The sequence below is a fragment of the Pseudomonas chlororaphis genome, assembly GCF_001921865.1.
GTDB lineage: Bacteria > Pseudomonadota > Gammaproteobacteria > Pseudomonadales > Pseudomonadaceae > Aquipseudomonas > Aquipseudomonas chlororaphis_D.
This window is the reverse complement of the sequence record NZ_MSCT01000015.1, coordinates 107,825-130,781: the sequence shown is the minus strand read 5'-3', so window position 1 is coordinate 130,781 and position 22,957 is coordinate 107,825. Positions and strand designations below refer to the sequence as shown.

Below are 22,957 nucleotides of genomic sequence, written 5' to 3'. Positions count from 1 at the left end.
CCTGGACGCGGTCGGGCTGCTCAAGGTGGATGTGCTGGCGCTGGGCATGCTCAGCGCGATCCGCCGCTGTTTCGACCTGGTGCGCGGTTATCGGGGCCAGTCGTGGACCCTGGCGAGCATTCCGCCCGACGACCGGGATACCTACGAGATGATCGGCCGCGCCGACACCATCGGTGTGTTCCAGATCGAGTCACGGGCGCAGATGTCGATGCTGCCCCGGCTCAAGCCGAAGAATTTCTACGACCTGGTGATCGAGGTGGCCATCGTCCGGCCGGGGCCGATCCAGGGCGGCATGGTGCATCCCTACCTGCGTCGGCGAGACAAAAAGGAGGAGGTGACCTATCCCTCCAAGGAACTGGAGGTGGTCCTGAAGCGCACCCTGGGCGTGCCGCTGTTCCAGGAGCAGGTGATGCAGATCGCCATTGTTGCCGCCGACTACACCCCCGGCGAGGCCGACCAGTTGCGCCGTTCCATGGCCGCCTGGAAACGCCATGGCGGCCTGGAGCCCCATCGCCTGCGGCTGCGCGACGGCATGCGCGCCAATGGCTACAGCGACGCGTTCGCCGCGCAGATCTTCGAGCAGATCAAGGGTTTCGGCAGTTACGGTTTTCCCGAATCCCACGCCGCCAGTTTCGCCTTGCTGACCTACGCCAGTTGCTGGCTCAAGTGCCACGAGCCGGCGGCTTTCGCTTGCGCGTTGATCAATAGCTGGCCCATGGGCTTCTACAGCCCCGACCAGATTCTCCAGGACGCGCGCCGGCATCGCCTGGAGATCCGTGCGGTGGATGTGCGCGCCAGCCTCTGGGATTGCAGCCTGGAGCCGCGGGCCGGCGCGCAGCCGGCGCTGCGCCTGGGGTTGCGGATGATCAAGGGTTTTCGCGAGGAGGATGCGCAGCGTATCGAGGCGGCGCGTGGGGATGGCCCGTTCGTCGATATCGCCGACCTGGGGCAGCGCGCGGGCCTCGACAGCCGCGCCCAGGAACTGCTGGCCGACGCCGGCGCCCTGCGCGGGCTGGCTGGCGATCGGCACCGGGCGCGCTGGGAGGTGGCGGGGGTGCAGCGACAGCTCGGCCTGTTCGCCGGCCTGCCGCGCCAGGAAGAAGCGCCGGTGGCCTTGCCGAAACCGACGGTCGGCGAAGATTTGCAGGCCGATTACCTGAGCGTCGGCACCACCCTGGGGCCCCATCCGCTGGCTTTGCTGCGCGGCGAGCTCAGGGCCCGGCGCTGCCGCAGTTCCCGCGAGCTGCTGGAGGTCGAGCACGGGCGGCCGGTGAGCATCGCCGGGCTGGTCACCGGCCGCCAGCGCCCGGGCACGGCCAGCGGCGTGACCTTCGTCACCCTGGAAGACGAGTTCGGCAACGTCAACGTGGTGGTCTGGCGCGACCTCGCCGAGCGCCAGCGCCGGGTGCTGGTGGGCGCGCAACTGCTCAAGGTCGACGGCACCCTGGAGACCGAAGGCGAAGTGCGCCATGTCATCGCCGGCCGCCTGAGCGACCTCGGCGACCTGCTGGACGGCATCACCGTCCGCAGCCGCGACTTCCGCTAGCCGCAGGCTGCGCACGAGCGGTACGTTCGCAACGATCTTGCGACCGCTGGAGACCCTGCGGGTCTTACGCAGCCTCGCAAGCTCGGCAGCGGCTACAGGACCTGCGAACATCCTCAATATCCCAACCATCCCCAACCCTGTAGCCGCTGCCGCAGGCTGCGCAAGGTCCGCAGGACCTCCAGCGATCTTGAGACCTTCACGGCCGTGCCGGCCGAACGCAGCCTTCGGCAGCGGCTACAACGGCGGAGGATCGGCAGCGGGGCGGTGGGGTTTGTGCGGGCCCGGACGCTTGTGTCCTACAATCGACGCAAGACAGTGAAACCATCTGCATGGCGTGTGCTCAAAACCTTGGGTCCCCGCCCGCGGCATTCGGGTCGCGGGCGGCGGAGAAGTCACCATTTATTGCGCGTTCACTGGGTCAAGCGATGCCGTTCTTATCCGATCCTCATGGTTGCCAGGGCTGGCAGGGCGAGATGGCCGGGCGCATCCGCGCGTTCGACTGGGCCGCCACCGAGCTGGGCGCGCTGGCGCACTGGTCGTCGAGCCTGCGCAGCGCGGTGCAGATGCTGCTGGCCTCGCCGGTACCGCTGGTGATGCTGTGGGGCCGACCGGGCTACATGATCTACAACGATGCCTATGCCGAGTTCGCCGGCGGGCGGCACCCCTATCTGCTCGGTTGCCAGGTGGAGCAGGGCTGGCCGGAGGTGGCGGACTTCAACCGCCATGTGCTGGACACCTGCCTGGCGGGCGGCACCTTGTCGTACCGCAACAAGGAACTGGTGCTGCTGCGCAACGGCCAGCCGGAACAGGTCTGGATGGACCTCTACTACAGCCCGGTGGCCGACGACGACCAGGCCCCGGCCGGGGTCATGGCGATCGTGGTCGAGACCACCGCCCATGTGCTCTCCGAGCAACGGCGCCAGGAGGTCGAGAGCGCCTACCGCGCGGAAAACGAGCGGGTCCAGCTGGCGCTCAATGCCGGGGCGCTGCTGGGCTCCTTTGTCTGGGACATCAAGGCCGACCGGCTTTCGGGCGACGAGCGTTTCGCCCGGACCTTCTCCTACCCGTTGGACCAGCCGCTGAACGACCTGTCGATCGCGGTCGCCGACAGCCGGGTGCACCCCGAGGACCTGCCGCGGGTCAAGGAACAGACCGCCTACAGCGTACGCAAGGGCGTGCCCTACAACGCCGAATACCGCATCCGGCGACCGGACGGCAGCTACCTGTGGGTGATGGGCTGCGGCCGCTGCGAGTTCGACGAAAACGGCCAGGCCTTGCGCTTTCCCGGCGTGCTGATCGATATCCACGAACGCAAGAGGGCCGAAGAGTCGCTGCTGCAACTGACCCGCAACCTGGAGCAGCGGGTGGCCGAGGAGGTCGACGCGCGGGTCGCGGCCGAGGAGCAACTGCGCCAGTCGCAGAAGCTCGAAGCCATTGGCGGCATGACCGGCGGCGTGGCCCACGATTTCAACAACCTGCTGCAAGTGATCGCCGGCAACCTGCACCTGCTGGCGCGCCACGAACCGGACAACGCCAATGTGCAGCGCCGCGTCGGCGTGGCCATCACCGCGGTCGAGCGCGGCGCCAAACTGTCCGCGCAACTGCTGGCGTTCGCCCGGCGCCAACCGTTGTCGCCCGAGGTCTACAACCCGAGCCGGATTCCCGACAGCCTGAGCGAACTGCTGCAGCGGGCCCTGGGCGAGAACATCGAGATCCAGGTGCAACTGCCCGCGCGGCCGTGGTGCATCAAGGTCGACCGCAGCCAGCTGGAAAACGCCTTGCTCAACCTGGCGATCAACGCCCGCGATGCCATGCACGGCGAGGGCACGATCGGCATCAGCGGTGAAAACGTGGTGCTCGATGGCGGTTTCTGTGCCGGCAAGGGCATTTGCGCCGGCGATTACCTGTGCCTGTCGGTCGCCGACACCGGCGGCGGCATGCTGCCCGAAGTGCTCGAGCAGGCGTTCGAGCCGTTCTTCACCACCAAGCACGACAGCCAGGGCACCGGGCTGGGGCTGAGCATGGTGTTCGGCTTCGTCAAGCAGAGCGGCGGCCATATCGAGATGCTCAGCACGCCGGGGCAGGGCACCACGGTGCGCATGTATTTTGTCCGCAGCACCGAACCGGAGCCGGGAGCGGCGCCGCAACCGGGGCAGCGCCCGGGCCGCGGCCGGGAGACCATCCTGGTGGTGGAGGACAACGAGGACGTTCGCGAAGCGGCCGTCGAGTTGTTGCAGCATGCCGGCTACAAAGTGCTGGTCGCGGCCAACGGCGATGCCGCCATGCAACTGCTGCTCGGCGGCGTCCATGTCGAGCTGATCTTCACCGATGTGGTGATGCCCGGCCTGATCAAAAGCACGGACCTGGCGCTCTGGGCCAAGACCCAGTCGCCGGTTGTGGCCGTGCTGTTCACCTCGGGGCATACCCGCGACATCATTTCCTGCAATCACCAGCTCAGCCCGGACACCCACCTGTTGAGCAAGCCCTACAGCCCGCAGGCCCTGACGGCCATGGTCCGGTCGGTGCTGGAGGGGTGAGCCGGCGGCGACAAAGCCGCCCCGCGCCGTGCCGTCGAGGGGCGTTTTTGCGGGTTGCTCAAACCCCCCGGCCCATGCACCCTGCACCTCGGTCGGCTCGCCGCCTGGTTTGCCGTCCCGTCCCGACACCCCTCGACACAAGGCTGTCCCATGACTTCAACGCGCCACACGCCTTCGCCCCAGGTTTCGCCTGCCTTGCCCGCGAACAGTTCGGGTTTCGTCCGGGTGCGCGGCGCCCGCGAACACAACCTGCAGAACGTCGACGTGGACATTCCCCGCGATGCGCTGGTGGTGTTCACCGGGGTGTCCGGTTCCGGTAAATCGTCCCTGGCGTTCTCGACCCTGTACGCCGAGGCCCAGCGCCGCTATTTCGAGTCGGTGGCGCCTTATGCCCGGCGCCTGATCGACCAGGTCGGGGTGCCCGACGTCGATGCCATCGACGGCCTGCCGCCGGCGGTGGCCCTGCAACAGCAGCGCGGCACGCCGAGCACCCGCTCCTCGGTGGGCAGCGTCACCACCTTGTCGAGCCTGATCCGCATGCTCTATTCCCGGGCCGGCAGCTACCCGCCGGGGCAGCCGATGCTCTACGCCGAAGACTTCTCGCCCAACACACCCCAGGGCGCCTGCCCCGAGTGCCACGGCCTGGGCCGGGTCTACGAGGTCAGCGAGGCGTCCATGGTGCCGGACCCTTCGCTGACCATCCGCCAGCGCGCAGTGGCCTCCTGGCCGCTGGCCTGGCAGGGGCAGAACCAGCGCGACATCCTCGTGACCCTGGGCTACGACGTCGACATTCCCTGGCGCGACCTGCCCAGGCAGCAACGCGACTGGATCCTCTTCACCGAAGAAACCCCCACTGTGCCGGTGTACGCCGGGCTGACCCCGGAGCAGACCCGCGAAGCGCTCAAGCGCAAGCAGGAACCGAGCTACATGGGCACCTTCAGCGGCGCGCGGCGCTACGTGCTGCACACCTTCACCCATTCGCAGAGCGCGCTGATGAAAAAACGCGTCTCGCAGTTCATGCTCGGCAGCCCGTGCCCGCTGTGCGACGGCAAGCGCCTGAAACGCGAAGCGCTGTCGGTGACCTTCGCCGGCCTGGACATCGGCGAGCTGTCGCAGATGCCCCTGCTGCAACTGGCCGAAGTGCTCAAGCCGGTGGCCGCCCAGGCTTACCTGGAACAGGCCGGGGAGGCCGGCGAGGTCTGGAGCCACGAACAGACCGAGGCCGCGCGCCGCCAACGGATCGCCCAGGGCGCGCCGGGGCATGCCGGCGGGCCGGATGTGCGGCATACGCCGAACCTGTCCCTGGAAAAACGCCTGGCCGCGCAACGCATCGCCCAGGACCTGCTGGAACGGGTCGCGACCCTGACCGACCTGGGCCTGGGCTACCTGGCCCTCGAGCGCAGCACGCCGACCCTGTCGTCCGGCGAGTTGCAGCGTCTGCGCCTGGCGACCCAGCTGGGCTCCCAGCTGTTCGGGGTGATCTACGTGCTCGACGAGCCCTCGGCCGGCCTGCACCCGGCGGATGCCGAGGCGTTGTTCGAGGCCTTGCAGCAGCTCAAGGCCGCGGGCAATTCGCTGTTTGTGGTAGAGCACGACCTGCAGACCATGCGCCGCGCCGACTGGCTGATCGACGTCGGCCCGGCGGCGGGCGAGCAGGGCGGCCGGGTGCTGTACAGCGGCCCGCCGGCGGGGTTGGCTGCGATCGCCGAGTCGCAGACCCGCGCCTACCTGTTCGCCGAACAGGCGCCGGCTCGCCGCGCCGAGCGCCAGGCCCAGGGCTGGCTGCGCCTGGAGGGCATCCGCCGCAATAACCTCAACGGCTTGAGCGCGGAGTTCCCCCTGGGCTGCTTCACCGCGGTCACCGGGGTGTCGGGTTCGGGCAAGTCGAGCCTGGTCAGCCAGGCGCTGCTGGAACTGGTGGGCGCGCACCTCGGGCGGTCGGCGAGCCAGGAAGAACCGTCAGAGCTGAACCTGGAAGACGAGGCCCCGCAAGCCAGCAGCGGCGAAGTCACCGCCGGGCTGGAGCGGATCAAGCGCCTGGTGCAGGTGGACCAGAAACCCATCGGCCGCACCCCGCGCTCGAACCTGGCGACCTACACCGGCTTGTTCGACCACGTGCGCAAACTGTTCGCCGCCACGCCCGAGGCCCAGGCGCTGGGCTACGACGCCGGGCAGTTTTCCTTCAACGTCGCCAAGGGCCGTTGCCCGGCCTGCGAGGGCGAGGGTTTCGTCAGCGTCGAACTGCTGTTCATGCCCAGCGTCTACGCGCCGTGCCCGACCTGCCATGGCGCGCGTTACAACCCGCATACCCTGGCCATCGCCTGGCAGGGCCTGAACATCGCCCAGGTCCTGCAACTGACGGTGCAGGAGGCGGTGCAGGCGTTCGCCGGGCAGGCGAGCATCCGCCGCTCCCTGGAGATGTTGCGCGATATCGGCCTGGGCTACCTGCGCCTCGGCCAGCCGGCCACCGAGTTGTCCGGCGGCGAGGCGCAGCGCATCAAGCTGGCCACCGAACTGCAACGCAGCCCCCGCGGCGCGACCCTGTACGTGCTGGACGAACCCACCACCGGCCTGCACCCGCGGGATGTCGACCGCCTGCTGGAGCAACTGGACAACCTGGTGCGGGCCGGCCACAGCGTGGTGGTGGTCGAGCACGAAATGCGCGTGGTGGCCCAGGCCGACTGGGTGATCGATATCGGCCCCGGCGCCGGCGACCAGGGCGGCAAGGTGGTGGTCAGCGGCCCGCCCCGGCATGTGGCAAAACACCGCAAGAGCCGTACCGCGCCGTTCCTGGCCGAGGCGTTGGGGTGAAAAAAGCGCTGTTGTGAGGGCGACGAACGGTACCGCTGGTCTGATTCACGGTCGACAGACAGGGCTGCTCAAGGTCATTCTGCCCACTGGCAAGCGCGTGCCAACGCGTTTGCTGCCGATCAACAAACGGAGGTGTTCCATGCCGGTGCCCCATGACCTGTACCAGGATCTGAGTTGCAGCAAAGAAGACATTCAACAGCGTCGGGCCAACGACCCGCACCTGAATGCACTGTTCGACAAATACGACACCATCGATGGTCAGGTGCTCAAGGCGGAGGCAGCCGCGGCGGCTGACGACGAAGTGAAAAAACTCAAGGAAAAACGTCTGCTGATCAAGGATGAAATCTCCGATAAGCTGACGGCCCGTTCCTGATTCGACCATGCCCTGAGCGGGGTGCCTTCGGGCGTCTCGCCAGGTTCCGCGCAGCACCCCTCATCCCGCCTGTTGCAATTCCCCCTGGCTATCCAACCGTTGGGCAAGACGCGCCCAGGGGAGGGCGCGCCGGTTTCATGGCTTTTTCGTTTCAAGGGCACTCGCAGGTGCTGGGGCCGAGAACCGGGCCCGCGCAAGGGTCTTCGGATGGCCCGAGTACCGGGCACGAGGCCATGGCCGACAGGGAAGACGCGAACAGCAGGGAGGCCAGCAGGATTTTGATCTTCATGGGGTAATTCCACTCTCAATGTGATGGAGAACGACCGGTTTCGATCGTTCGTCGGTCCTTGATGCGGGCGTCGGATGACGCCGCGCGGGAGAGCTTAGATCAGAATCGACAAGACGCCTGGCCGCTAACGCCTCAAGGCGCGCCCGACAGGGCGACCTTCAGTGGCAGCCGCGCCATGTGGCTGGCCGTGAGCGAGCCGAAGTACAGGGCGTCGCCGTATTCGCGCACCGTGGTGATCGGCGCATAGCTGTCGGCGCTGGCGTCCTGCAGGTTGGCGACGACCTGGCCCTGGGTATCCAGGCCGAGGACGAAGGCGCGTTTTTCCACTGGCTTGGGCAGCACGGTCATGGCCCGCACGAGCATCTTGCGCACCAGCGGGTAGGGCGCCGTGCCGTCGAGCAGGGCGTTGCGCGGCGCGTACAGCGCCACCCAGAAACGCCCCTGGCCGTTGAAACTGAGGTTGTCCGGCAACCCCGGCAGGTTGTCGATGAACAGGTCGTGAGTGCCGGCCTTGACGCCGCTGAGCCAGTAGCGGCTGATCCGGTAGGCGCCGGTTTCGTTGACCAGCACATAGGCTTCCTGCGGGCCGAGGGCGATGCCGTTGGCGAACTGCAGGCCGTCCAGCAACTGATCGGTCTGGCCGCTCTGGAAGTCGTAGCGCAGCAGGCGGCCGTCGCCGCCGTGCTCGATCACCGCTTCGCCGTCCTGGCCGTAGCCCCAGCGGCTGCTGGCATCGCTGAAGTAGGCGTAGCGCCCGGCGGCGTCCACCGCGACGTCGTCGGTAAAGCCCAGGGGACGACCGTCGGCGTAGGTACTCAGGGTGTGCAATTGGCCTTTGGCGTCCAGCGCCAGCAGGCCTTTGATCGCGTCGGCGATGATCAGCCGGCCGTCCGGGTGCCGGGCCAGGCCCAGGGGGCGCCCGCCGGTGTTGGCCAGGACGTGCAGGCTGCCGCCGTCCAGCGCGGTGCGGATCACCCGACCGTCGTGCAGGCCGCTGATCAGCCAGCCGTCCTCCAGCAGCAGGGCTTCCGGGCCGTCGATATTCGGCGCGCCGACGCTCTGCAAACCCTTGAGTTTCTGGTTCTCGGCATACAGGCCGGTCTTCAGCGAAGGCGCCTTCGGCGGCGTCCAGGCCACTGGCTGGACCTTCGTCGGTAACAGCAATAGAAAGGCGCCAATGGCGATGACGACGACCAGCAACAGATGGCGAAACCTGACCCGACGCGGCGCGACTGAGTTCATCGATAAAGCTCCCAGGGTGATGGATTCAGGTGGCGCCCTGCGGCGCGACATCGGCGCGGAGGGGAATCGCCCGCTGCGCCATTTCGCACAAGGCTAGCAGGGAGTCGGCGGATTCCCGTTCTATCTTCCGCCTGAATAACAGGCGATTGCCCAGGCGCATCAGCAGGCCGTCGAAGCGGTATTCCAGGGTACGGACAAACCGCGTGCGGTGGACGTCCAGCGGCTGGCATTCGTAGGTCACCACCAGCGCCAGGCCGTGGTCGCCCCGGGCCTCGGCGCTCCAGCGCAGGCCTGGCAGGTATTCGTTGACCCGCCAACTCAGGTGCCCGCTGCGCCCGCCGGCATGGATGTCTTCCTCGAAGCGCGCGCCGGCGGGCAGGGCGCCGGCCGGGCCCTGGACTTTCAGCGACGACGGGTGCCATTCCGGCCAGCGGCTGGAGGCGCTGGCGTACTCGAGCAGGGCTACCGGGTTGCGCGGGATGTCGATCTGATGCTGCATGCGGGTCATGGGCGAGGACCTTGTCGAGGCGCTTGTAGAGAGTGCTGCGGCGTCGGGCTCCGGCTCCCAGTACAGGGTGCCGAACAGGTAATCCATCAGCGGCAGGACAATGTTGAAATTGCGTTCCTGCATCAGCTCGCGGCGGTGATGCAACTCGTGCAGGCGGCGCATCTGGCGAATCCACGGCAGGCGCGCTAGCGGATGCCCGGCCGGCAAGTGTTCGCAGGCGTGGAACACCTCGTAGGCCAGGTAGCCGATCAGCGTGCAGCTGGCGAACAGCGCCGCGACATTGGCGTTCCACAACTGCAGCAGCCACCACAGCGGCAGGGCGAACAGCAGGCTGTGGAACACGATCAGCCAGGCGGGAAACAGGATCACCCGCCAGTCGCGGGGGCCGTCGTAGGTCATGTGCCCGGGGACGAAGAAACTGTGGTGGTCGCCCGTGTGGCGGGCGTAGAACATCCGCGCGAAGGCCTGCTTGTGGTGGCCCAGCCAGCGGTGCGTGACGTAGATGCACAGGTTGAAGAACAGCAGCGCCAGCGGCACCGTTAGCCACTCCAGCGGCCGTACCTGATGCAGGGTGCTCCACAGCAGGGAGATGCACAGCATGCCGTAGGCCAGCACGAAACCGCCATGCAGCCAGGGGTTGTAGCGCGGGTTGACCGCGGCGCGATAACGCTCGCGAAAGGCCAGGGTGGTTTGCCTCAAGATGGCTCTCCTGTTCGTTGTTCTTATTGACAGAAGATTAGTCCCGCTCGAATTATCCATCTAATGGATAGTTGGAATGGGCATTATTCATGAAGCTGAATTTGCGGCGCCTGGACCTCAACCTGCTGCTGGTCTTCGATGCGCTGATGCAAGAGCAGAACCTGTCCCGCGCGGCGGTGCGCCTGAACCTCAGCCAGCCGGCGGTGAGCAACGCCCTGGCGCGCCTGCGCAGCCAGCTCGACGAGCCGTTGTTCGTCCGCACCGCCCGCGGCATGCAGCCGACGCCTCGGGCCCAAGTGCTGCACGGCTCGGTGCGCCAGGCCCTGCGCCTGTTGCAGGAGGGCCTGGACCCGACGAGCGAGTTCGACCCGGCGGCGGCCGACCAGACCTTTACCCTGTCGATGAACGACTACGCCCAGGCACGCCTGCTGCCGGCGCTGTCGCGGCGCCTGCAAGACAGCGCGCCCAAGGTGCGCCTGGCGGTACGCAGCGATGCCGCCGATTCCCTGCCGGCCTGGCTGACCACCGGCCTGCTCGACCTGGCGGTGGATTACCTGTATTTCGACGACCCCGATCTCTGCTACCACCCTTTGCTGCAAGAGCAGTTGGTGGTGATCGGCCGAGTCGGTCATCCGGCCTTCGAGCCGCAGCTTGGCCTTACGGCCTATGAGCAGGGCCGGCATGTGGCGATTCCGGACCGCGGCGGGCGCGGTTCGCCGCTGGAGATTGTCCTCGGCTCGGCCAAGGTCCAGCGTCATGTGCAGCTGTTCGTCCCGCATTACTTGAGCATTCCGTTGATCGTCGCCCAGTCGGACCTGCTCGGCACCGTGCCGCGCCGCCTGGCGGAACACTTCTGCGCGTTGCTGCCGATCCGCATCGCCGAGCTGCCCCTGGTGGCGCCGCCGGTGCAGGTCAGCCTGATCTGGCATCGCCAGCAGGAGCGCGTCCCCGGGCATCGCTGGCTGCGGGAGCAGATCATCGCCCTGGCCGCGGGGTTCGCTGCGCGGCCTGAGCTGTCCGGCCGTTCAGGCGAGTGATGACAAAATTCCTACAAAAGAATGGGACTTGTCCGATTGGCCCCACCGATGCGGCCTGTATCCTTCGGGGCCCGCGCGACAAGCCGTACCGCTGGCTTGGCGGCGCCAACCGATTGGAGATTGCATGCGTCACTCGATTCTCAACATTGCCCTGGCAGCCAGCTGCCTCTTTGGCCTTGCCGGGCAGGCCGCTGTGGCGGCGGTGGATGCCAGCCAGTACGTGGAACTCAAGGATGCCGTGCCGCAAGCGGTGCCCGGCAAGATCGAAGTGGTGGAGCTGTTTTCCTATGGCTGCGGCCACTGCTACAACCTCGAGGCCTCGATCAACCCCTGGGCGGCGCAGCTCGCCGACGACGTCAACTTCGTCAAGCTGCCGGCCATGTTCGGCGGGATCTGGGATGTCTACGGCCAGCTCTACCTGACCCTGGCGACGATGGACGCCAAGCCCGAAGTGCATCACGCGGTATTCGAGGCAATCCATGGCGGCAACCGTCTGAAGACCCCTGAAGCGATGGCCGAGCTGCTGCAAGGGCAGGGCATCGAGCCGGCGAAATTCCTCGCCACCTACACCTCCTTCGCCGTGCAGGCCAAGGTGGCGGATGCGAAAAAACGCACCGTGGCCTATCAGGTCAGCGGCGTACCGTCCCTGGTGGTCGACGGCAAGTACCGCTTCGGCATGACCGCCGACGGCGCCAAGGGCCTGTTCGCTGTGGCGGACCAGTTGATCGCCCAGGTGCGCGCGGCGAAATAAGCCGCTTGCCCTCTTGGCGGCCGCCGGGCCGGAAAGGTTCGGCGGCGGCTGTGCCGGTCGCGGCCCAGCCACTAAGCTGATGGCAGGCCATCCGGCGGTCGCAGAGGGAACCACCATGATTGTGTGCAAACGCGCTTACGAGCCGGCAAGCCCCGACGACGGTTATCGGGTCCTGGTGGACCGCCTGTGGCCGCGCAATTGCCGCAAGGAGCAATTGCCGCTGGACCAGTGGCTGAAGGACCTGGCGCCGTCCACCGGGTTGCGCCGCGCCTTCAAGTCCGGCGAGCTGGACTTCGCCACGTTCCGCAGCCGTTACCGCCAGGAGCTGGCGGCGCGCCCCGAGCAGTGGTGGGCGTTGCTTGCGCGGGCGCAAAAGGCGCGCCTGACCCTGGTGTATTCAGCCCACGACGAGGCGCACAACAACGCCCGGGTCTTGGCCGAATGGCTGGAGGACGAGTTGGACCGGCAGGACGCCGGGAGCTCGCCGGTGTGTTACGCACAGGACGTTTCGCCCACGCAATGACGGCTCCGGCTCGGGCGTTTCAGGGGTGCTTGAGCATCACGTAGGCCTCGCCGCCGCGCCGGTCGTGCATCAACAGGAAGGTCTGCTGGTCGAGGATGATCCGCACCGGCAGGCTTTGCCCCACCGCGGTACTGGAGAACTGCTCGGCGATCTTGAGAAATTGCCGGGTCAGGGTCTTGTCCGCTTGCGACGGGGTGGTCACCGCGCACTGCTTGTTTTTCTGCACCTGGACGCCAAGGCTGTGGTCCGACCTGAGCCCCATCCGGGCGTAGCCGGCATCCTCCAGCCTGGCGATGCCGTAGGCTTTCGCCGCGCTGTCGGCCCCGGCGAAGGAGGGCGCGGATTTCAGGCAGATATCGCGAAAGGCCAGCACGCCTTCGGCGATGGCCGCGGGCTGTTCGTCGATGATTTCGGGCGGGCTGGAACAACCGGCCAACAGGAGCAGGGCCAGGCCCAGCGGGCTTGCGATCGTGGGTTTCATCGGAGCTTCCAGGCAGTAGCGGGCATAGCTACAGCCTAGCAGGCGGTGTCCCTGATAAACCGCGGCGCCCGGGATCGCCAGCCAGCGTGCTCCCGCAGGTAGGGTTTTTGTCGGAGCGAGCTTGCTCGCGATAGCCCCTGAGCAAGTGCCGCAAAAACCGTGAACTCAGTTGAACCCCACCGACCACCGGTTCACCGTTTCCGGCTCATGGCGCTGGCTCAGGTCGGTCTCGTAGCTGCATTGCGGGCCGCTGCAGGTGTGCTCCAGGGGGATCGGCGCCTTGAACTCCAGGCGCAATCGGCTGGATTCAGGCTGTGCCGCCGCACCGGCCTGTGCCTCTGTCAAAGCGGGTGTCGGGTAGCTCAGGTCCAGGCTTTCTGCCTGGGCCGACAGGGCCAATACGCCGAGCGCCAGGCTCGCCAGGGGGAGTGTGTAGCTGAACATCGTCGGTACCGCGAGTGTGCAAAAGAGTTGCCGATTATAACGAGCAACGCCGCACAAATTTAGGCGAACGGCTCTATGACGGGCCTTGTGCGGCAATGGGTCGCTACTGGCGCCGCGCATTGTGAAACATTTGTCATGGGCCGCCGACGCCGCCAGCCCCTACACTGCCAGTCACTCCCATGGCTCACGGACACCCCCATGACGGCAGCAGCGGCGGCAAGCATCCTTGAAACGGTCGAAGGCCAGCGCCTGGTTGGCGACGCGGGCGAGCCCTGGCGCGAGTGGGGGCCGTACCTGAGCGAACGGCAGTGGGGCACGGTGCGAGAGGACTACAGCGCCGACGGTGATGCCTGGACCTACTTCCCCCACGACCATGCCCGCAGCCGGGCCTATCGCTGGGGCGAGGACGGGCTGGCGGGGTTCTCCGACAAGGCCCAGCACTGGTGCCTGGGGCTGGCGCTGTGGAACGAGCGGGACAGCATTCTCAAGGAACGCCTGTTCGGCCTGAACAACGCCGAAGGCAACCATGGCGAAGACGTCAAGGAGCTGTACTTCTACCTCGACGGCGTGCCCAGCCATGCCTATGCGCGCATGCTCTACAAGTACCCGCAGGCGGCCTTTCCCTATGAGGACCTGCTGCGGGAAAACGCCCGGCGCGGCCTCGACGACACCGAGTACGAGATCCTCGACACCGGGGTCTTCGAGGACGATCGCTACTTCGACGTGACCGTGGAGTACGCCAAGCACGACGTCGACGACATCTTCATGCGGGTCACCGTGCACAACCGTTTTCACCAACCGGCGCGCCTGCGGGTATTGCCCCAGGTATGGGCGCGCAATACCTGGAGCTGGGGCGGCGATCCGCACAAGCCCAGCCTGCGCCTGGACGGCGAGCAGTTGCTGGCCCGGCACCCGCGGCGCCCGCCGATGCAGGTCACGGCCTGGGGCCCGGAGCGTTGCGAGTGGCTGTTCTGCAACAACGAAACCAACTTTCCGAAACTCGACGGCCTGGCCGCGTCCGGCCCGTTCAAGGACGGGATCAACGATTACCTGCTGGGCGGCGGCGAGGGCGCCATCGCCCGCGACGGCGGTACCCGCGCCGCAGCGCACTTCAGCCTGGAGCTGGGCGGGCTGGAGAGTAAAAGCGTCTACCTGCGCTTCGCCCCGGCCGGTTCGGCCCAGGTCAGCGCGAGGAGCCTGTTCGAGCAGCGACGGGCCGAGGCCGACGCGTTCTACGCGGCGCTGCAACAGGGCATCGCCGAGGCCGATGCGCGCAATGTGCAGCGCCAGGCGCTGGCCGGGTTGCTGTGGTCCAAGCAGTTGTACGACTTCGACGTCAACCAGTGGCTCGACGGCGACCCGGGCCAGCCCGCGCCGCCGGCTTCGCACGCACAGGTGCGCAACAGCCATTGGCGGCACCTGTCGAACTTCGACATCGTGGCCATGCCCGACACCTGGGAATACCCCTGGTACGCCTCCTGGGACCTGGGGTTCCAGGCGGTGGCCATGGCCCTGATCGACCCGGGGTTCGCCAAGCACCAGCTGTTGCTGCTGGTCAAGGACCGCTTCATGCACCCCAACGGGCAATTGCCGGCCTACGAATGGCGCTTCGACGACGCCAACCCGCCGGTGCACGCCTGGGCCTGCTGGCGGGTGTACCAGCGGGAAAAGGCCCTGGCCGGCCAGGGCGACATGGACTTTCTCGAGCGGGTCTTCCACAAGCTGCTGCTGAACTTTTCCTGGTGGGTCAACCGCAAGGACGCCGAAGGGCGCAACCTGTTCCAGGGCGGCTTCCTCGGGCTCGACAACATCGCCCTGTTCGATCGCTCGGCACCCTTGCCGCCGGGCTACAGCCTGGACCAGGCCGACGGCACCGCCTGGGTCGCGGCCTATGCCCTGGACCTGATGCGCATTGCCCTGGAGCTGGCCAGGCGCAACGCGGTGTACGTCGACATCGCGGTGAAGTTCTTCGAGCATTTCCTGTATATCGCCGGCGCTATCAACCGTCAGGACGACAGTGCCGAAGGGCTGTGGGACGAGCAGGACCAATTCTTCTACGACGTGCTGCATCGCCCCGACGGTGGCAGCGAGCCGCTGCGCCTGCGTTCTATCGTCGGCCTGATGCCGCTGTTCGCCGTGCAGGTGCTGGAACAGCATGAACACGAAGGCTTGCCGGGGTTGCGCGAGCGCCTGCTGGGGTTCCTGCACCATCGGCCGGACCTGGCCAGCCTGGTGTCGCGCTGGACCGAGCCGGGGCAGGGCAACCGCATGCTCTTGGCCCTGTTGCGCGGCGAACGCACCAAGGACCTGCTCAAGCGCATGCTCGACGAGGCCGAGTTCCTCTCCGATTTCGGCATCCGTTCGCTGTCCAGGGTCTTCGCCGAACAGCCGTTCGCCCTGAAGGTCGACGGTCATCAACTGTGCGCCCGCTATGCGCCGGCCGACTCCGACTCACGGCTGTACGGTGGCAACTCCAACTGGCGCGGGCCGCTGTGGATGCCGATCAACTACATGCTGATCGAGTCGCTGCGCGAGTTTCATCGCTACTACGCCGACAATTTTTCCGTGGAGTACCCCAGCGGTTCCGGCTACCTGGCGTCCCTGGAAGAGGTCGCCGACAGCCTGAGCCAGCGCCTGACCCGGCTGTTCTTGTGCGACGAAGAGGGCCGGCGCCCGTCGATGAGCGCCTACGCACAGTTGCAGGCCGACCCCCGGGACCGCGAACTGCTGCTGTTCCACGAATACTTCCACGGCGACACCGGCCGCGGCCTGGGGGCCAGCCACCAGACCGGCTGGACGGCGCTGGTGGCGTTGTTGTTTCAGCGCTGATTTTTACGTTGCAATATTTTGCGCCGAATACTTTGAATTACATGGTCGTCGCAATGTTCTAGGCAAGCCAGATCCAGAAGGCGCAGCGCCTCCTGGGGATCGTGCATTTTTTCCAGTTGGTAGGTCGCTTCATCTGCGTAGAACACGGGGTCGTGAACACCCGCCTCGATTCTAGCTATGCGCAACTTGGAGGCTTCTGGGCCCCGGCCCAGTTCCTCAAGCACTTTGCCCCGGATGGCTTGGTTGTAATTGTTGGAGCACTGGCGTTTGTCGGCAAGATCTAAAACGCGCAGTGCTTCATTGGCATCGTTGCGTTGCTCTAACTGATACCTAGCTTCTTCGCTGTAGAGCGCAGGGTTCTTGCTGCCGTCGTCTATAGCTTGGCGACGATGAGTGGAGGCTTCTGGACCACGACCCAGCTCCTCGAGCACTTTGCCCCTGATGGCTTGGCTGTAATCGTTGGAGCACTGGCGTTTGTCGGCAAGATCTAAAACGCGCAGTGCTTCATTGGCATCGTTGCAATGTTCCAACTGGTATTTTGCTTCTTCGTTATAGAGCGCAGGGTTCTTGCTGCCATTGTCCAGGGCCTGGCGCCGCTGAAGCGCGGCCTCGCTTGTATCTCCTACTAGTTCCTGGCAGCGGTTCTGAATGGACTGAACGTGATTATCGATCGCCTCCGGATAGGCTTTCTGGTGTTCTTCAAGTCGCAGCAGGAACTCCTCTGCGCCAATTTTGCCCCTCCCTAAAAGGAGCTTGCCGAGATTGGCCAGGTAGGGAGGGAATTGCGGACTGAGCGCCAGTGCCTTTTCGAAGGCCTGCAAGGCGTCATCGGAGTTTTTTCCTTGTGTTTTCTGCAGGCATTCGCCGAGGAAACGTTGGGCCTTGTGTTCGCGGGGATGAATGTTGGTCAGCAGTTGCAGGACTTCCTGCTGGCGCTCAATCGGTTCATTTGCATCACGTCGCCGATGGTAGATGGCCCATAGAGCCTCGTTGCTCCAACCGGTTTCCTTGCCGGCCAGGTGATCGATCCACTCTTGGATGTTTCCCAATTCGTTGCAACACAGCAGGTGAAAAAAGGTTTCATTGGCCCGCTGGAAGTTGATCTGCTCTTTCTGGCGGCCGATCTGGCGCTGCCAGCAATGGGCGATCAATAGATGCATTTCCGCTACTTCCGCCGAGATCTGTTCTGCGTAGTCGGGAGTGAGCTCGGCATCCTTGAGCGCCAGTTTTTTCTGCCGTGTCCAGCTGGCAATAAAGCCGTGCAGGTAGTGGTCTTTGTTGTTGTCCAAGGGAAGCAGGCCGCGCTTTCTCAGGTTCTGCCAGGCATCGTGGATACCCAGGCGGTCCTCCAGGTAGTCGGCATGATCTTGCGGAATCGCATTGCGGTAGAGCGCCAGAACCTTGAGCAACCGGTGTTCGGCATCACCAAGAACTTCATCGTGGATAATGCTGAGCAGTTTTTCATCCAGGCGTTCGATGACTTCATTGCGAAGGTTCTGGTAGACCGCCAGGGGAGTGCTTTTCCTCTCTAGCGCAATAGTGGCGAGCAGCTCGATTGCCAGGGTATGGGCGGTGCCTCCCTGTCCTCCACCCAGCCATTGGTAGAGTGCTTTCAAATTATTGCCCGTATAAGTCCATTCAGCTTTTTGTTCTTGGGGGGCTTTGGCTGCGAGAAGGGCGGCAAGGCCCGGCCGGTCGAGCCCAGGTATCTCCTGAATAGCGCAGTCGCGACCAAAGCTGCCTTCTTCCGGCTTTTCGCTCAGCTCATAGACCCAGCGCCAGTCAGGGAATGCCTTCATCAAGGCTGCCAGCAGCGTACGAATCTCAGGGTTACGCCACTGTGACCTTTCAAGCAACAGGTGGGCACCGTCGATCCAGATGAATGCATTCTGTGTGTGGGGATAGAGTCGTGTAAGTGCTTGCGCCTGTTCCTCGACACTCCCGCTAGGTGGAAGCGGATCTTCCCGACGGTTATTCAGCGCATCCAGCAGTCGCCGAAAAAGTTCGCCGGCGGTCATCTGGCGACTTGAGTGAATATCGACAAAGACCGTTCCTTGAAAGGCTGCCTGTCGGTGCAGCTCCTTGATCAGCGTGGTCTTGCCGTTGCCACTCAAACCGTACAGCGCAATGGAAGGTTTTTCCTTGAGCGTGGCAGTGAGGGTGGCGATCAGTTTGTCCCGGCCGAACAATGCTGTCGGTTCAGGGACTGCATCAGCGGGTGGACTCTTGGGGGCAGCCAAGGGTGACGTTTCTGCCCTGTCCGGCACTGTGACGGCTGGAGTCGCGGCAGCGCGGACCGAATGCTTGAAATGCCAGAGCCCGTCTTCTTCTGCCATATCGGCAACCGTCTGTGCTTTCCAGCCATTCTTGTATTCGAACAGATGGGCAATCCCACTGCCCTGTTGCAGATCGAGGCTGACCAGATTGAAGCCGAACTGGTCATCGGTGTCGGCACCTATGGCGCCCGCTTCCAGTTTGATCAGGCGTTGCCCAGGATCGAGCCACGGATTGTGGCTGTGCCCATGCAACCAGAACTGGAAGTCGTGAGCCTTGCGTTTTTTGATGATCTCGATTTCGGCCTGGTTGAACCAATCCCGGGGATGATGAATCAGGCCAATCTTCAGGTCAGACCCTTCCAGGGCGCTGTCCATGTAGTTGAACTGCCACTCCGCACCAAGCCACATTTGCCCCTTGTCGTCGTTGTCGTAGCAACTCCACGCGGAGTTGAAGCCGGCGATTCCAATCTTGACGCCGCTCAGATCGATCTGTCGGGCGTAGAGGTGTCGCATGGGGTCATGCAGATGCGGCAGGTACTCCGCGGTAAAGACTCCATAGTCTTCCATCCGCTTCATGTCCTCCTTGAGTTCTGCCGACAGGCTGTCAAAGCGGGAGCTGATTTCCTGGGTGTGCTGCTGGGAGGTTTTGGCCATGGTCCGCAGGTGGTGTTGCTGGCCCGCGAGGACTTTCTTGCGGTTCACATCATGATTTCCCGGCACGACGAACAGTCGCTCCCGCTCAAGGCCACAACAGGCAAGCAATTGGTCGAAGAAGTCCTTGGCCGGCGCGTACTGCTCAGGCATTGGAGAGTCTGGTGTCTGACCAAAAGCGATATCGCCAGTACAGAAGATCAACTGCGGTTTGGGCAGTTTGCCGTCCTGGAACTTTCGGGTCAGGAACTCGAGTAACTTGCGGCGTGCGCGGCTATCTGCCCAAGCGGTCTTTTTATGAAAGTGGATATCTGACAGATGGAGCCAATGCAGCGAGTGGTGGTTGGGCATGATGTTGAACGATCAGGAAAGAGACGATGGGGCGCTAGCATAGCTATGTAACTGGATAGGATCCAATGTGCCAGCATGCACCATGAAGCCCTTAGGCAACATGATGCCGGCTGGCTTGAACTCGATGGGTGCCGACCCCTCAGGCCCGCAACACATCCGGCTGCGCCACCGCCCAGTCCTCGATCAGCCGCTGCGGCGTGCGGCAGGCCTTGTGCTTGTGGACGAAGCCTGTGCACTTCTCGGCGAAGCCGTGGCGGTTCTGCACCATGTCCAGGTGCATGTGTTCCAGCTCGGCGTTGCGGCAGTGCTGCATCAGTTGCGGGTCGGCGTTGGCCTTGCGTTCGCGCAGGGCCTGGTACTTCGGTTCGGTCAGCACGGCGTTGGCCCGTTGCAGCAGCCACAGGTTGAACTCGTCGGCGCAGCGCGGGCCGATTTCCTGGACCATGCCCATTTGCAGGGCCTGGAAGGCGCCGATCGGCAGGCACTCCTGCGTGAGTTTCTGCGCCATGGCGTGGCCGACGGCGCGGGGCAGGCTGTAGGTCCAGTATTCCGAACCGTACAGGCCCATGCTCTTGTAGTGCGGGTTGTAGACCGTGCCGGCCCGGGCCAGGACCACATCCGCGGCCAGGGCCAGCATCAGGCCGCCGGCCCCGGCATTGCCGGTCAGGCCGCTGACCACCAGCTGGCGGGCCGTCAGCAGTTCCTTGCAGACCTCGTCGATGGCCTGGATGTTGGCCCAGGCTTCCAGGCCCGGCACCGGCGCGGCCTGGATCACGTTGAGATGCACGCCGTTGCAGAACGCGCCGCGCCCGCCCTTGAACAGCAGCACCTTGGTGTCCCGGGCCTTGGCCCATTGCAACGCGCTGACCAGGCGCTGGCAGTGCTCGGTGCTCATCGCGCCGTTGTAGAACTCGAAGGTCAGCTCGCCGACCTGGCCCGACTCGCGGTAACGGATCGGCTGGTAGGCCTCGTCGCTGAACGGCGCGCTGGCGATCGACCAGTCCAGGCGGGGCACGTTGTCCAGTTGACCGGCCAGCACGTGGCGCGCCGGTCGCTTGAAGGTTGGCTCGCCGGGCGCGGCCTTGCGCTTGAGGGAGCCGATCCACAGGCTGCGGTCGCCGCAGGCCACCAGGACCGCGTCGTCGTGCACCGCGAGCAATGTGCCGGGCGTGCCGCTGCGGGTATCCAGGTGGGCGTCGTACAGGTAGTACTGGCCGCCGGCCAGGCTGCCCAGGACTCCGGGCTGGCCGTCGGCGGCGTCGATGTTGCGCTTGATGAAGGCGGCGCTGTCGTGCCAGCTGAAGCTGCGGTCGTCTTGTTTCATGTTCGGTTGCAAGCGGCCGAGCACCTGCGGGCGGCTGTAGTCCAGGGGCTCGGGGACGAAGTCGCTGGCGAACTTTTCCACCACGTCGCGGATGCAATGGAGCGCCGCGTCGGCCACCGGGCCGTTGTACAGCTCGGACTTGCGCGCCTGCGCGGGCATCTTGAATTCCCAGGTCGCCCAGATCGGCCCGGCGTCCATTTCCTCCACCGCCTGCAGGGCGGTGACGCCCCAGCGTTCGAGGTTCTTGCTGATGGCCCAGTCCAGGGCGCTGGCGCCGCGGTCGCCGACGATACCCGGGTGGATGATGATCACCGGGCGAGTAGGGTGGCGCCACAGCTGCTCGGGGACCCGGTCCTTGAGGAAGGGGCAGATCACCAGGTCGGCGTCCGACTGTTCGATCTGCCGGCACACCTCGTCTTCGCTGGTGAACAGCACCACGCTGGGGCGGTGCCCGGACTGGCGCAGGTCGAGCCAGGCGCGTTGGGTCAGGCCGTTGAACGCGGTGGACAGCAGAATGATTTTCAGCGGTTGCATAGCGACTCTTCCTTGAGGATGAAGCGGGGCCGGCGGTTCCGAAAAGCCGTCCCTGGCCGATGGAGGCGCCAGAGTAGTGGGGCCGCCTGGGGCGCCTGCTGACCGAGATCAATCAAGCGCGTCGCGCGCTATATGCTCGTTAGTTAGCATCGGTGAATTTTTAATTCCTTCAAATGCCTCAGGCGCTGTTGCACAGTCGCTGCCTTAATCCTGGGTCGGTTCCTGTTCCGACGCAGACAGACGATTTCCAGACGGCGGAGCTGTCTCGTGAGGGAGCAAGGCATGGGTGCGAATCAGAACCCTCATTACCCGCTGATCGCGCAAATTTTCAAACGTGACTATCAGTGGCTGTGCGCCTCGGTGGGTCGCGCCCTGGGTTGCCACCACAGCGCCCAGGACATCGCCTCGGAAACCTTCGTCCGGGTGCTGGCCCTGCCGGACCCCACGGCCATTCGCGAACCCCGGGCGCTGCTGACCACCATCGCCCGGCGCTTGGTCTACGAGGGCTGGCGGCGTCAGGACCTGGAGCGCGCCTACCTCGAAAGCCTGACCCTGGCGCCGACGCCCGTGCACCCCTCGCCCGAGGAGCGGGCGCTGGTGATCGAAGCGTTGCTGGCGGTGGATCGCCTGCTCAATGGCCTGTCGGCCAAGGCCAAGGCGGCTTTTCTCTACCATCAGCTCGACGGCCTGACCTACGCCGAGATCGGCGAGCTGCTGGGGGTCTCCACCAGTCGCGTGCAGCAATACATGGTCGAGGCCTTCAAGCGCTGTTACCAGGCGCAGGTCGAGGCATGAGCCGAGTGCGCACGAACGACGCACTGGTCGACGAGGCGGCGCAATGGATGGCCCGCCTGCAATCCGGGCAGATGAATGCCCAGGAGCGCCAGGCGTTCCACGACTGGCGCGCGGCCGACCCGCAGCACGAGCAGATCATCGCGCTGATGGGCGGCGGCCTGGGCGCGTTGCGTAGCCAGGCCCTGCGCAACCTGTCCCGGGACAGCCTGTTGCACAGCCTGAACGCGCCCTCGAGCCGCCGACGTTTTATCGGCGGCAGCCTGAGCCTGATGGCGCTGGCCTTGGCCGCGACCCTGCTCGGCCGGCGTTACGGCCTGTTGCCCGAGGCCGGCGCCCTGTACACCGGCGTCGGCGAGCGTCGCGACTTTACCCTGGCCGACGGCAGCGCCTTGACCCTCAATGCCCGCAGCCAGGTGCTGCCCCGGTTCGATGCCCGGCAGCGGCTGTTGCAACTGCGCGCGGGCCAGTTGCTGGTGGACGTGGCCAAGGACCCGCAACGGCCCTTTGTGGTGGAGACCGAGCACGGCCGCATGCAGGCCCTGGGGACGAAGTTCCTGGTGGAGCGGGGCGAGGGCTGGACGCGCCTGGTGATGCTGCATTCCCAGGTCGAGGTGCTGGCCGCCAACGGCGCGCGGCAACGGGTCGAGGCCGGCGAAAGCCTGCGTTTCGACGGCCTGCGGTTGCTGGTGCTGGAGCGGGCCAAGGGCCATGAAAGCGCCTGGACCTCGGGGGTGTTCGAGGCGCACGACCGGCCCCTGAGCGAGGTCGTCGATAGCCTGCGCGATTACCGCCGCGGCATCATCCGCCTCAGCCCCCAGGTCGCCGGCCTGCGCCTGAGCGGTATCTATCCGCTGGACGACAGCGACCGCAGCCTGCAATTGCTCGAGCGTTCGCTGCCGATCCGCGTCCATTACCACAGCCCTTACTGGATCAGCATCGAGCCGAAGTGATGGCCG

The 22,957-nt window shown here is 65.4% G+C and carries 17 protein-coding genes; 10 read left to right on the top strand and 7 right to left on the bottom strand.

What is annotated here, in order from left to right:
* The 4 genes from BTN82_RS17960 to BTN82_RS17945 all read left to right on the top strand — a co-directional run.
* Positions 1-1,546: OB-fold nucleic acid binding domain-containing protein (locus BTN82_RS17960; RefSeq protein WP_261792996.1), on the top strand; the 1,546-nt coding region annotated here is incomplete at its 5' end.
* A 425-nt stretch (positions 1,547-1,971) separates the two neighbouring features.
* On the top strand, positions 1,972-4,083 hold the full coding sequence (locus BTN82_RS17955; RefSeq protein ID WP_075120459.1) for an ATP-binding protein: 2,112 nt from the start codon (positions 1,972-1,974) through the stop codon (positions 4,081-4,083).
* Between the two features lie 150 nt (positions 4,084-4,233).
* Positions 4,234-6,894 carry an excinuclease ABC subunit UvrA gene (locus BTN82_RS17950; RefSeq protein WP_075120458.1) on the top strand — a complete coding sequence of 887 codons (2,661 nt, stop codon included), beginning with the start codon at positions 4,234-4,236 and terminating at the stop codon, positions 6,892-6,894.
* Between the two features lie 139 nt (positions 6,895-7,033).
* Positions 7,034-7,267, top strand: coding sequence for a DUF465 domain-containing protein (locus BTN82_RS17945; protein ID WP_075120457.1), 234 nt, complete (start codon positions 7,034-7,036; stop codon positions 7,265-7,267).
* A gap of 151 nt (positions 7,268-7,418) precedes the next feature.
* Here BTN82_RS17945 and BTN82_RS31395 read toward each other — a convergent pair whose 3' ends face one another.
* The 3 genes from BTN82_RS31395 to BTN82_RS17935 all read right to left on the bottom strand — a co-directional run bounded on the left by BTN82_RS31395 (position 7,419) and on the right by BTN82_RS17935 (position 10,005).
* On the bottom strand, positions 7,419-7,556 hold the full coding sequence (locus BTN82_RS31395) for a hypothetical protein (RefSeq protein WP_186828414.1): 138 nt from the start codon (positions 7,554-7,556) through the stop codon (positions 7,419-7,421).
* A 132-nt stretch (positions 7,557-7,688) separates the two neighbouring features.
* A complete protein-coding gene (locus BTN82_RS17940; protein WP_075120456.1) occupies positions 7,689-8,798 on the bottom strand; it encodes an SMP-30/gluconolactonase/LRE family protein in 1,110 nt (369 codons plus the stop codon).
* Positions 8,799-8,823: 25 nt separating this feature from the next.
* Positions 8,824-10,005, bottom strand: a complete 1,182-nt coding sequence (locus tag BTN82_RS17935; RefSeq protein ID WP_075120455.1) for an SRPBCC family protein — start codon at positions 10,003-10,005, stop codon at positions 8,824-8,826.
* Positions 10,006-10,094: 89 nt separating this feature from the next.
* On the opposite strand from BTN82_RS17935, the gene BTN82_RS17930 reads away from it, so the two are divergent.
* The 3 genes from BTN82_RS17930 to BTN82_RS17920 all read left to right on the top strand — a co-directional run bounded on the left by BTN82_RS17930 (position 10,095) and on the right by BTN82_RS17920 (position 12,316).
* Positions 10,095-11,042 (top strand): LysR family transcriptional regulator, encoded by a 948-nt coding sequence (locus BTN82_RS17930; RefSeq protein ID WP_075120454.1) that lies wholly within the window; start codon positions 10,095-10,097, stop codon positions 11,040-11,042.
* Between the two features lie 124 nt (positions 11,043-11,166).
* On the top strand, positions 11,167-11,793 hold the full coding sequence (locus BTN82_RS17925; RefSeq protein ID WP_075120453.1) for a thiol:disulfide interchange protein DsbA/DsbL: 627 nt from the start codon (positions 11,167-11,169) through the stop codon (positions 11,791-11,793).
* A gap of 115 nt (positions 11,794-11,908) precedes the next feature.
* Positions 11,909-12,316 carry a DUF488 domain-containing protein gene (locus BTN82_RS17920; protein WP_075120452.1) on the top strand — a complete coding sequence of 136 codons (408 nt, stop codon included), beginning with the start codon at positions 11,909-11,911 and terminating at the stop codon, positions 12,314-12,316.
* A gap of 19 nt (positions 12,317-12,335) precedes the next feature.
* Here BTN82_RS17920 and BTN82_RS17915 read toward each other — a convergent pair whose 3' ends face one another.
* Both BTN82_RS17915 and BTN82_RS17910 read right to left on the bottom strand, forming a co-directional pair.
* Positions 12,336-12,797 (bottom strand): hypothetical protein, encoded by a 462-nt coding sequence (locus BTN82_RS17915; RefSeq protein ID WP_075120451.1) that lies wholly within the window; start codon positions 12,795-12,797, stop codon positions 12,336-12,338.
* Between the two features lie 165 nt (positions 12,798-12,962).
* The gene (locus tag BTN82_RS17910) at positions 12,963-13,241 is read right to left on the bottom strand and encodes a hypothetical protein (protein ID WP_075120450.1); all 279 of its coding nucleotides are present in this window, start codon (positions 13,239-13,241) and stop codon (positions 12,963-12,965) included.
* Between the two features lie 198 nt (positions 13,242-13,439).
* Here BTN82_RS17910 and BTN82_RS17905 point away from each other — a divergent pair, with 198 nt between their 5' ends.
* Positions 13,440-16,070, top strand: coding sequence for an MGH1-like glycoside hydrolase domain-containing protein (locus tag BTN82_RS17905; protein WP_075120449.1), 2,631 nt, complete (start codon positions 13,440-13,442; stop codon positions 16,068-16,070).
* On the opposite strand, the gene BTN82_RS17900 is transcribed toward BTN82_RS17905, so the two are convergent.
* Positions 16,061-19,348, bottom strand: coding sequence for an AAA family ATPase (locus BTN82_RS17900; RefSeq protein WP_075120448.1), 3,288 nt, complete (start codon positions 19,346-19,348; stop codon positions 16,061-16,063). The two genes, BTN82_RS17905 and BTN82_RS17900, sit on opposite strands and share 10 nt — an antisense overlap.
* 139 nt (positions 19,349-19,487) lie before the next feature.
* Complete coding sequence (locus BTN82_RS17895) at positions 19,488-21,206, bottom strand: hydrogenase maturation protein (RefSeq protein ID WP_075120447.1); 1,719 nt, start codon at positions 21,204-21,206, stop codon at positions 19,488-19,490.
* A 282-nt stretch (positions 21,207-21,488) separates the two neighbouring features.
* On the opposite strand from BTN82_RS17895, the gene BTN82_RS17890 reads away from it, so the two are divergent.
* Together BTN82_RS17890 and BTN82_RS17885 are read left to right on the top strand one after the other, a co-directional pair.
* The gene (locus BTN82_RS17890; RefSeq protein ID WP_075120446.1) at positions 21,489-22,001 is read left to right on the top strand and encodes a sigma-70 family RNA polymerase sigma factor; all 513 of its coding nucleotides are present in this window, start codon (positions 21,489-21,491) and stop codon (positions 21,999-22,001) included.
* Positions 21,998-22,951, top strand: coding sequence for a FecR domain-containing protein (locus BTN82_RS17885; protein WP_075120445.1), 954 nt, complete (start codon positions 21,998-22,000; stop codon positions 22,949-22,951). The genes BTN82_RS17890 and BTN82_RS17885 overlap by 4 nt, the downstream gene beginning before the upstream one ends.
* Positions 22,952-22,957: the final 6 nt, after the last annotated feature.

Bases quoted from the DNA above. Each gene is read 5' to 3' on its own strand.
- BTN82_RS17955 (WP_075120459.1), top strand. From the start codon at position 1,972: ATGCCGTTCTTATCCGATCCTCATGGTTGCCAGGGCTGGCAGGGCGAG.
- BTN82_RS17950 (WP_075120458.1), top strand. From the start codon at position 4,234: ATGACTTCAACGCGCCACACGCCTTCGCCCCAGGTTTCGCCTGCCTTG.
- BTN82_RS17945 (WP_075120457.1), top strand. From the start codon at position 7,034: ATGCCGGTGCCCCATGACCTGTACCAGGATCTGAGTTGCAGCAAAGAA.
- BTN82_RS31395 (WP_186828414.1), bottom strand. From the start codon at position 7,556: ATGAAGATCAAAATCCTGCTGGCCTCCCTGCTGTTCGCGTCTTCCCTG.
- BTN82_RS17940 (WP_075120456.1), bottom strand. From the start codon at position 8,798: ATGAACTCAGTCGCGCCGCGTCGGGTCAGGTTTCGCCATCTGTTGCTG.
- BTN82_RS17930 (WP_075120454.1), top strand. From the start codon at position 10,095: ATGAAGCTGAATTTGCGGCGCCTGGACCTCAACCTGCTGCTGGTCTTC.
- BTN82_RS17925 (WP_075120453.1), top strand. From the start codon at position 11,167: ATGCGTCACTCGATTCTCAACATTGCCCTGGCAGCCAGCTGCCTCTTT.
- BTN82_RS17920 (WP_075120452.1), top strand. From the start codon at position 11,909: ATGATTGTGTGCAAACGCGCTTACGAGCCGGCAAGCCCCGACGACGGT.
- BTN82_RS17915 (WP_075120451.1), bottom strand. From the start codon at position 12,797: ATGAAACCCACGATCGCAAGCCCGCTGGGCCTGGCCCTGCTCCTGTTG.
- BTN82_RS17910 (WP_075120450.1), bottom strand. From the start codon at position 13,241: ATGTTCAGCTACACACTCCCCCTGGCGAGCCTGGCGCTCGGCGTATTG.
- BTN82_RS17905 (WP_075120449.1), top strand. From the start codon at position 13,440: ATGACGGCAGCAGCGGCGGCAAGCATCCTTGAAACGGTCGAAGGCCAG.
- BTN82_RS17900 (WP_075120448.1), bottom strand. From the start codon at position 19,348: ATGCCCAACCACCACTCGCTGCATTGGCTCCATCTGTCAGATATCCAC.
- BTN82_RS17895 (WP_075120447.1), bottom strand. From the start codon at position 21,206: ATGCAACCGCTGAAAATCATTCTGCTGTCCACCGCGTTCAACGGCCTG.
- BTN82_RS17890 (WP_075120446.1), top strand. From the start codon at position 21,489: ATGGGTGCGAATCAGAACCCTCATTACCCGCTGATCGCGCAAATTTTC.
- BTN82_RS17885 (WP_075120445.1), top strand. From the start codon at position 21,998: ATGAGCCGAGTGCGCACGAACGACGCACTGGTCGACGAGGCGGCGCAA.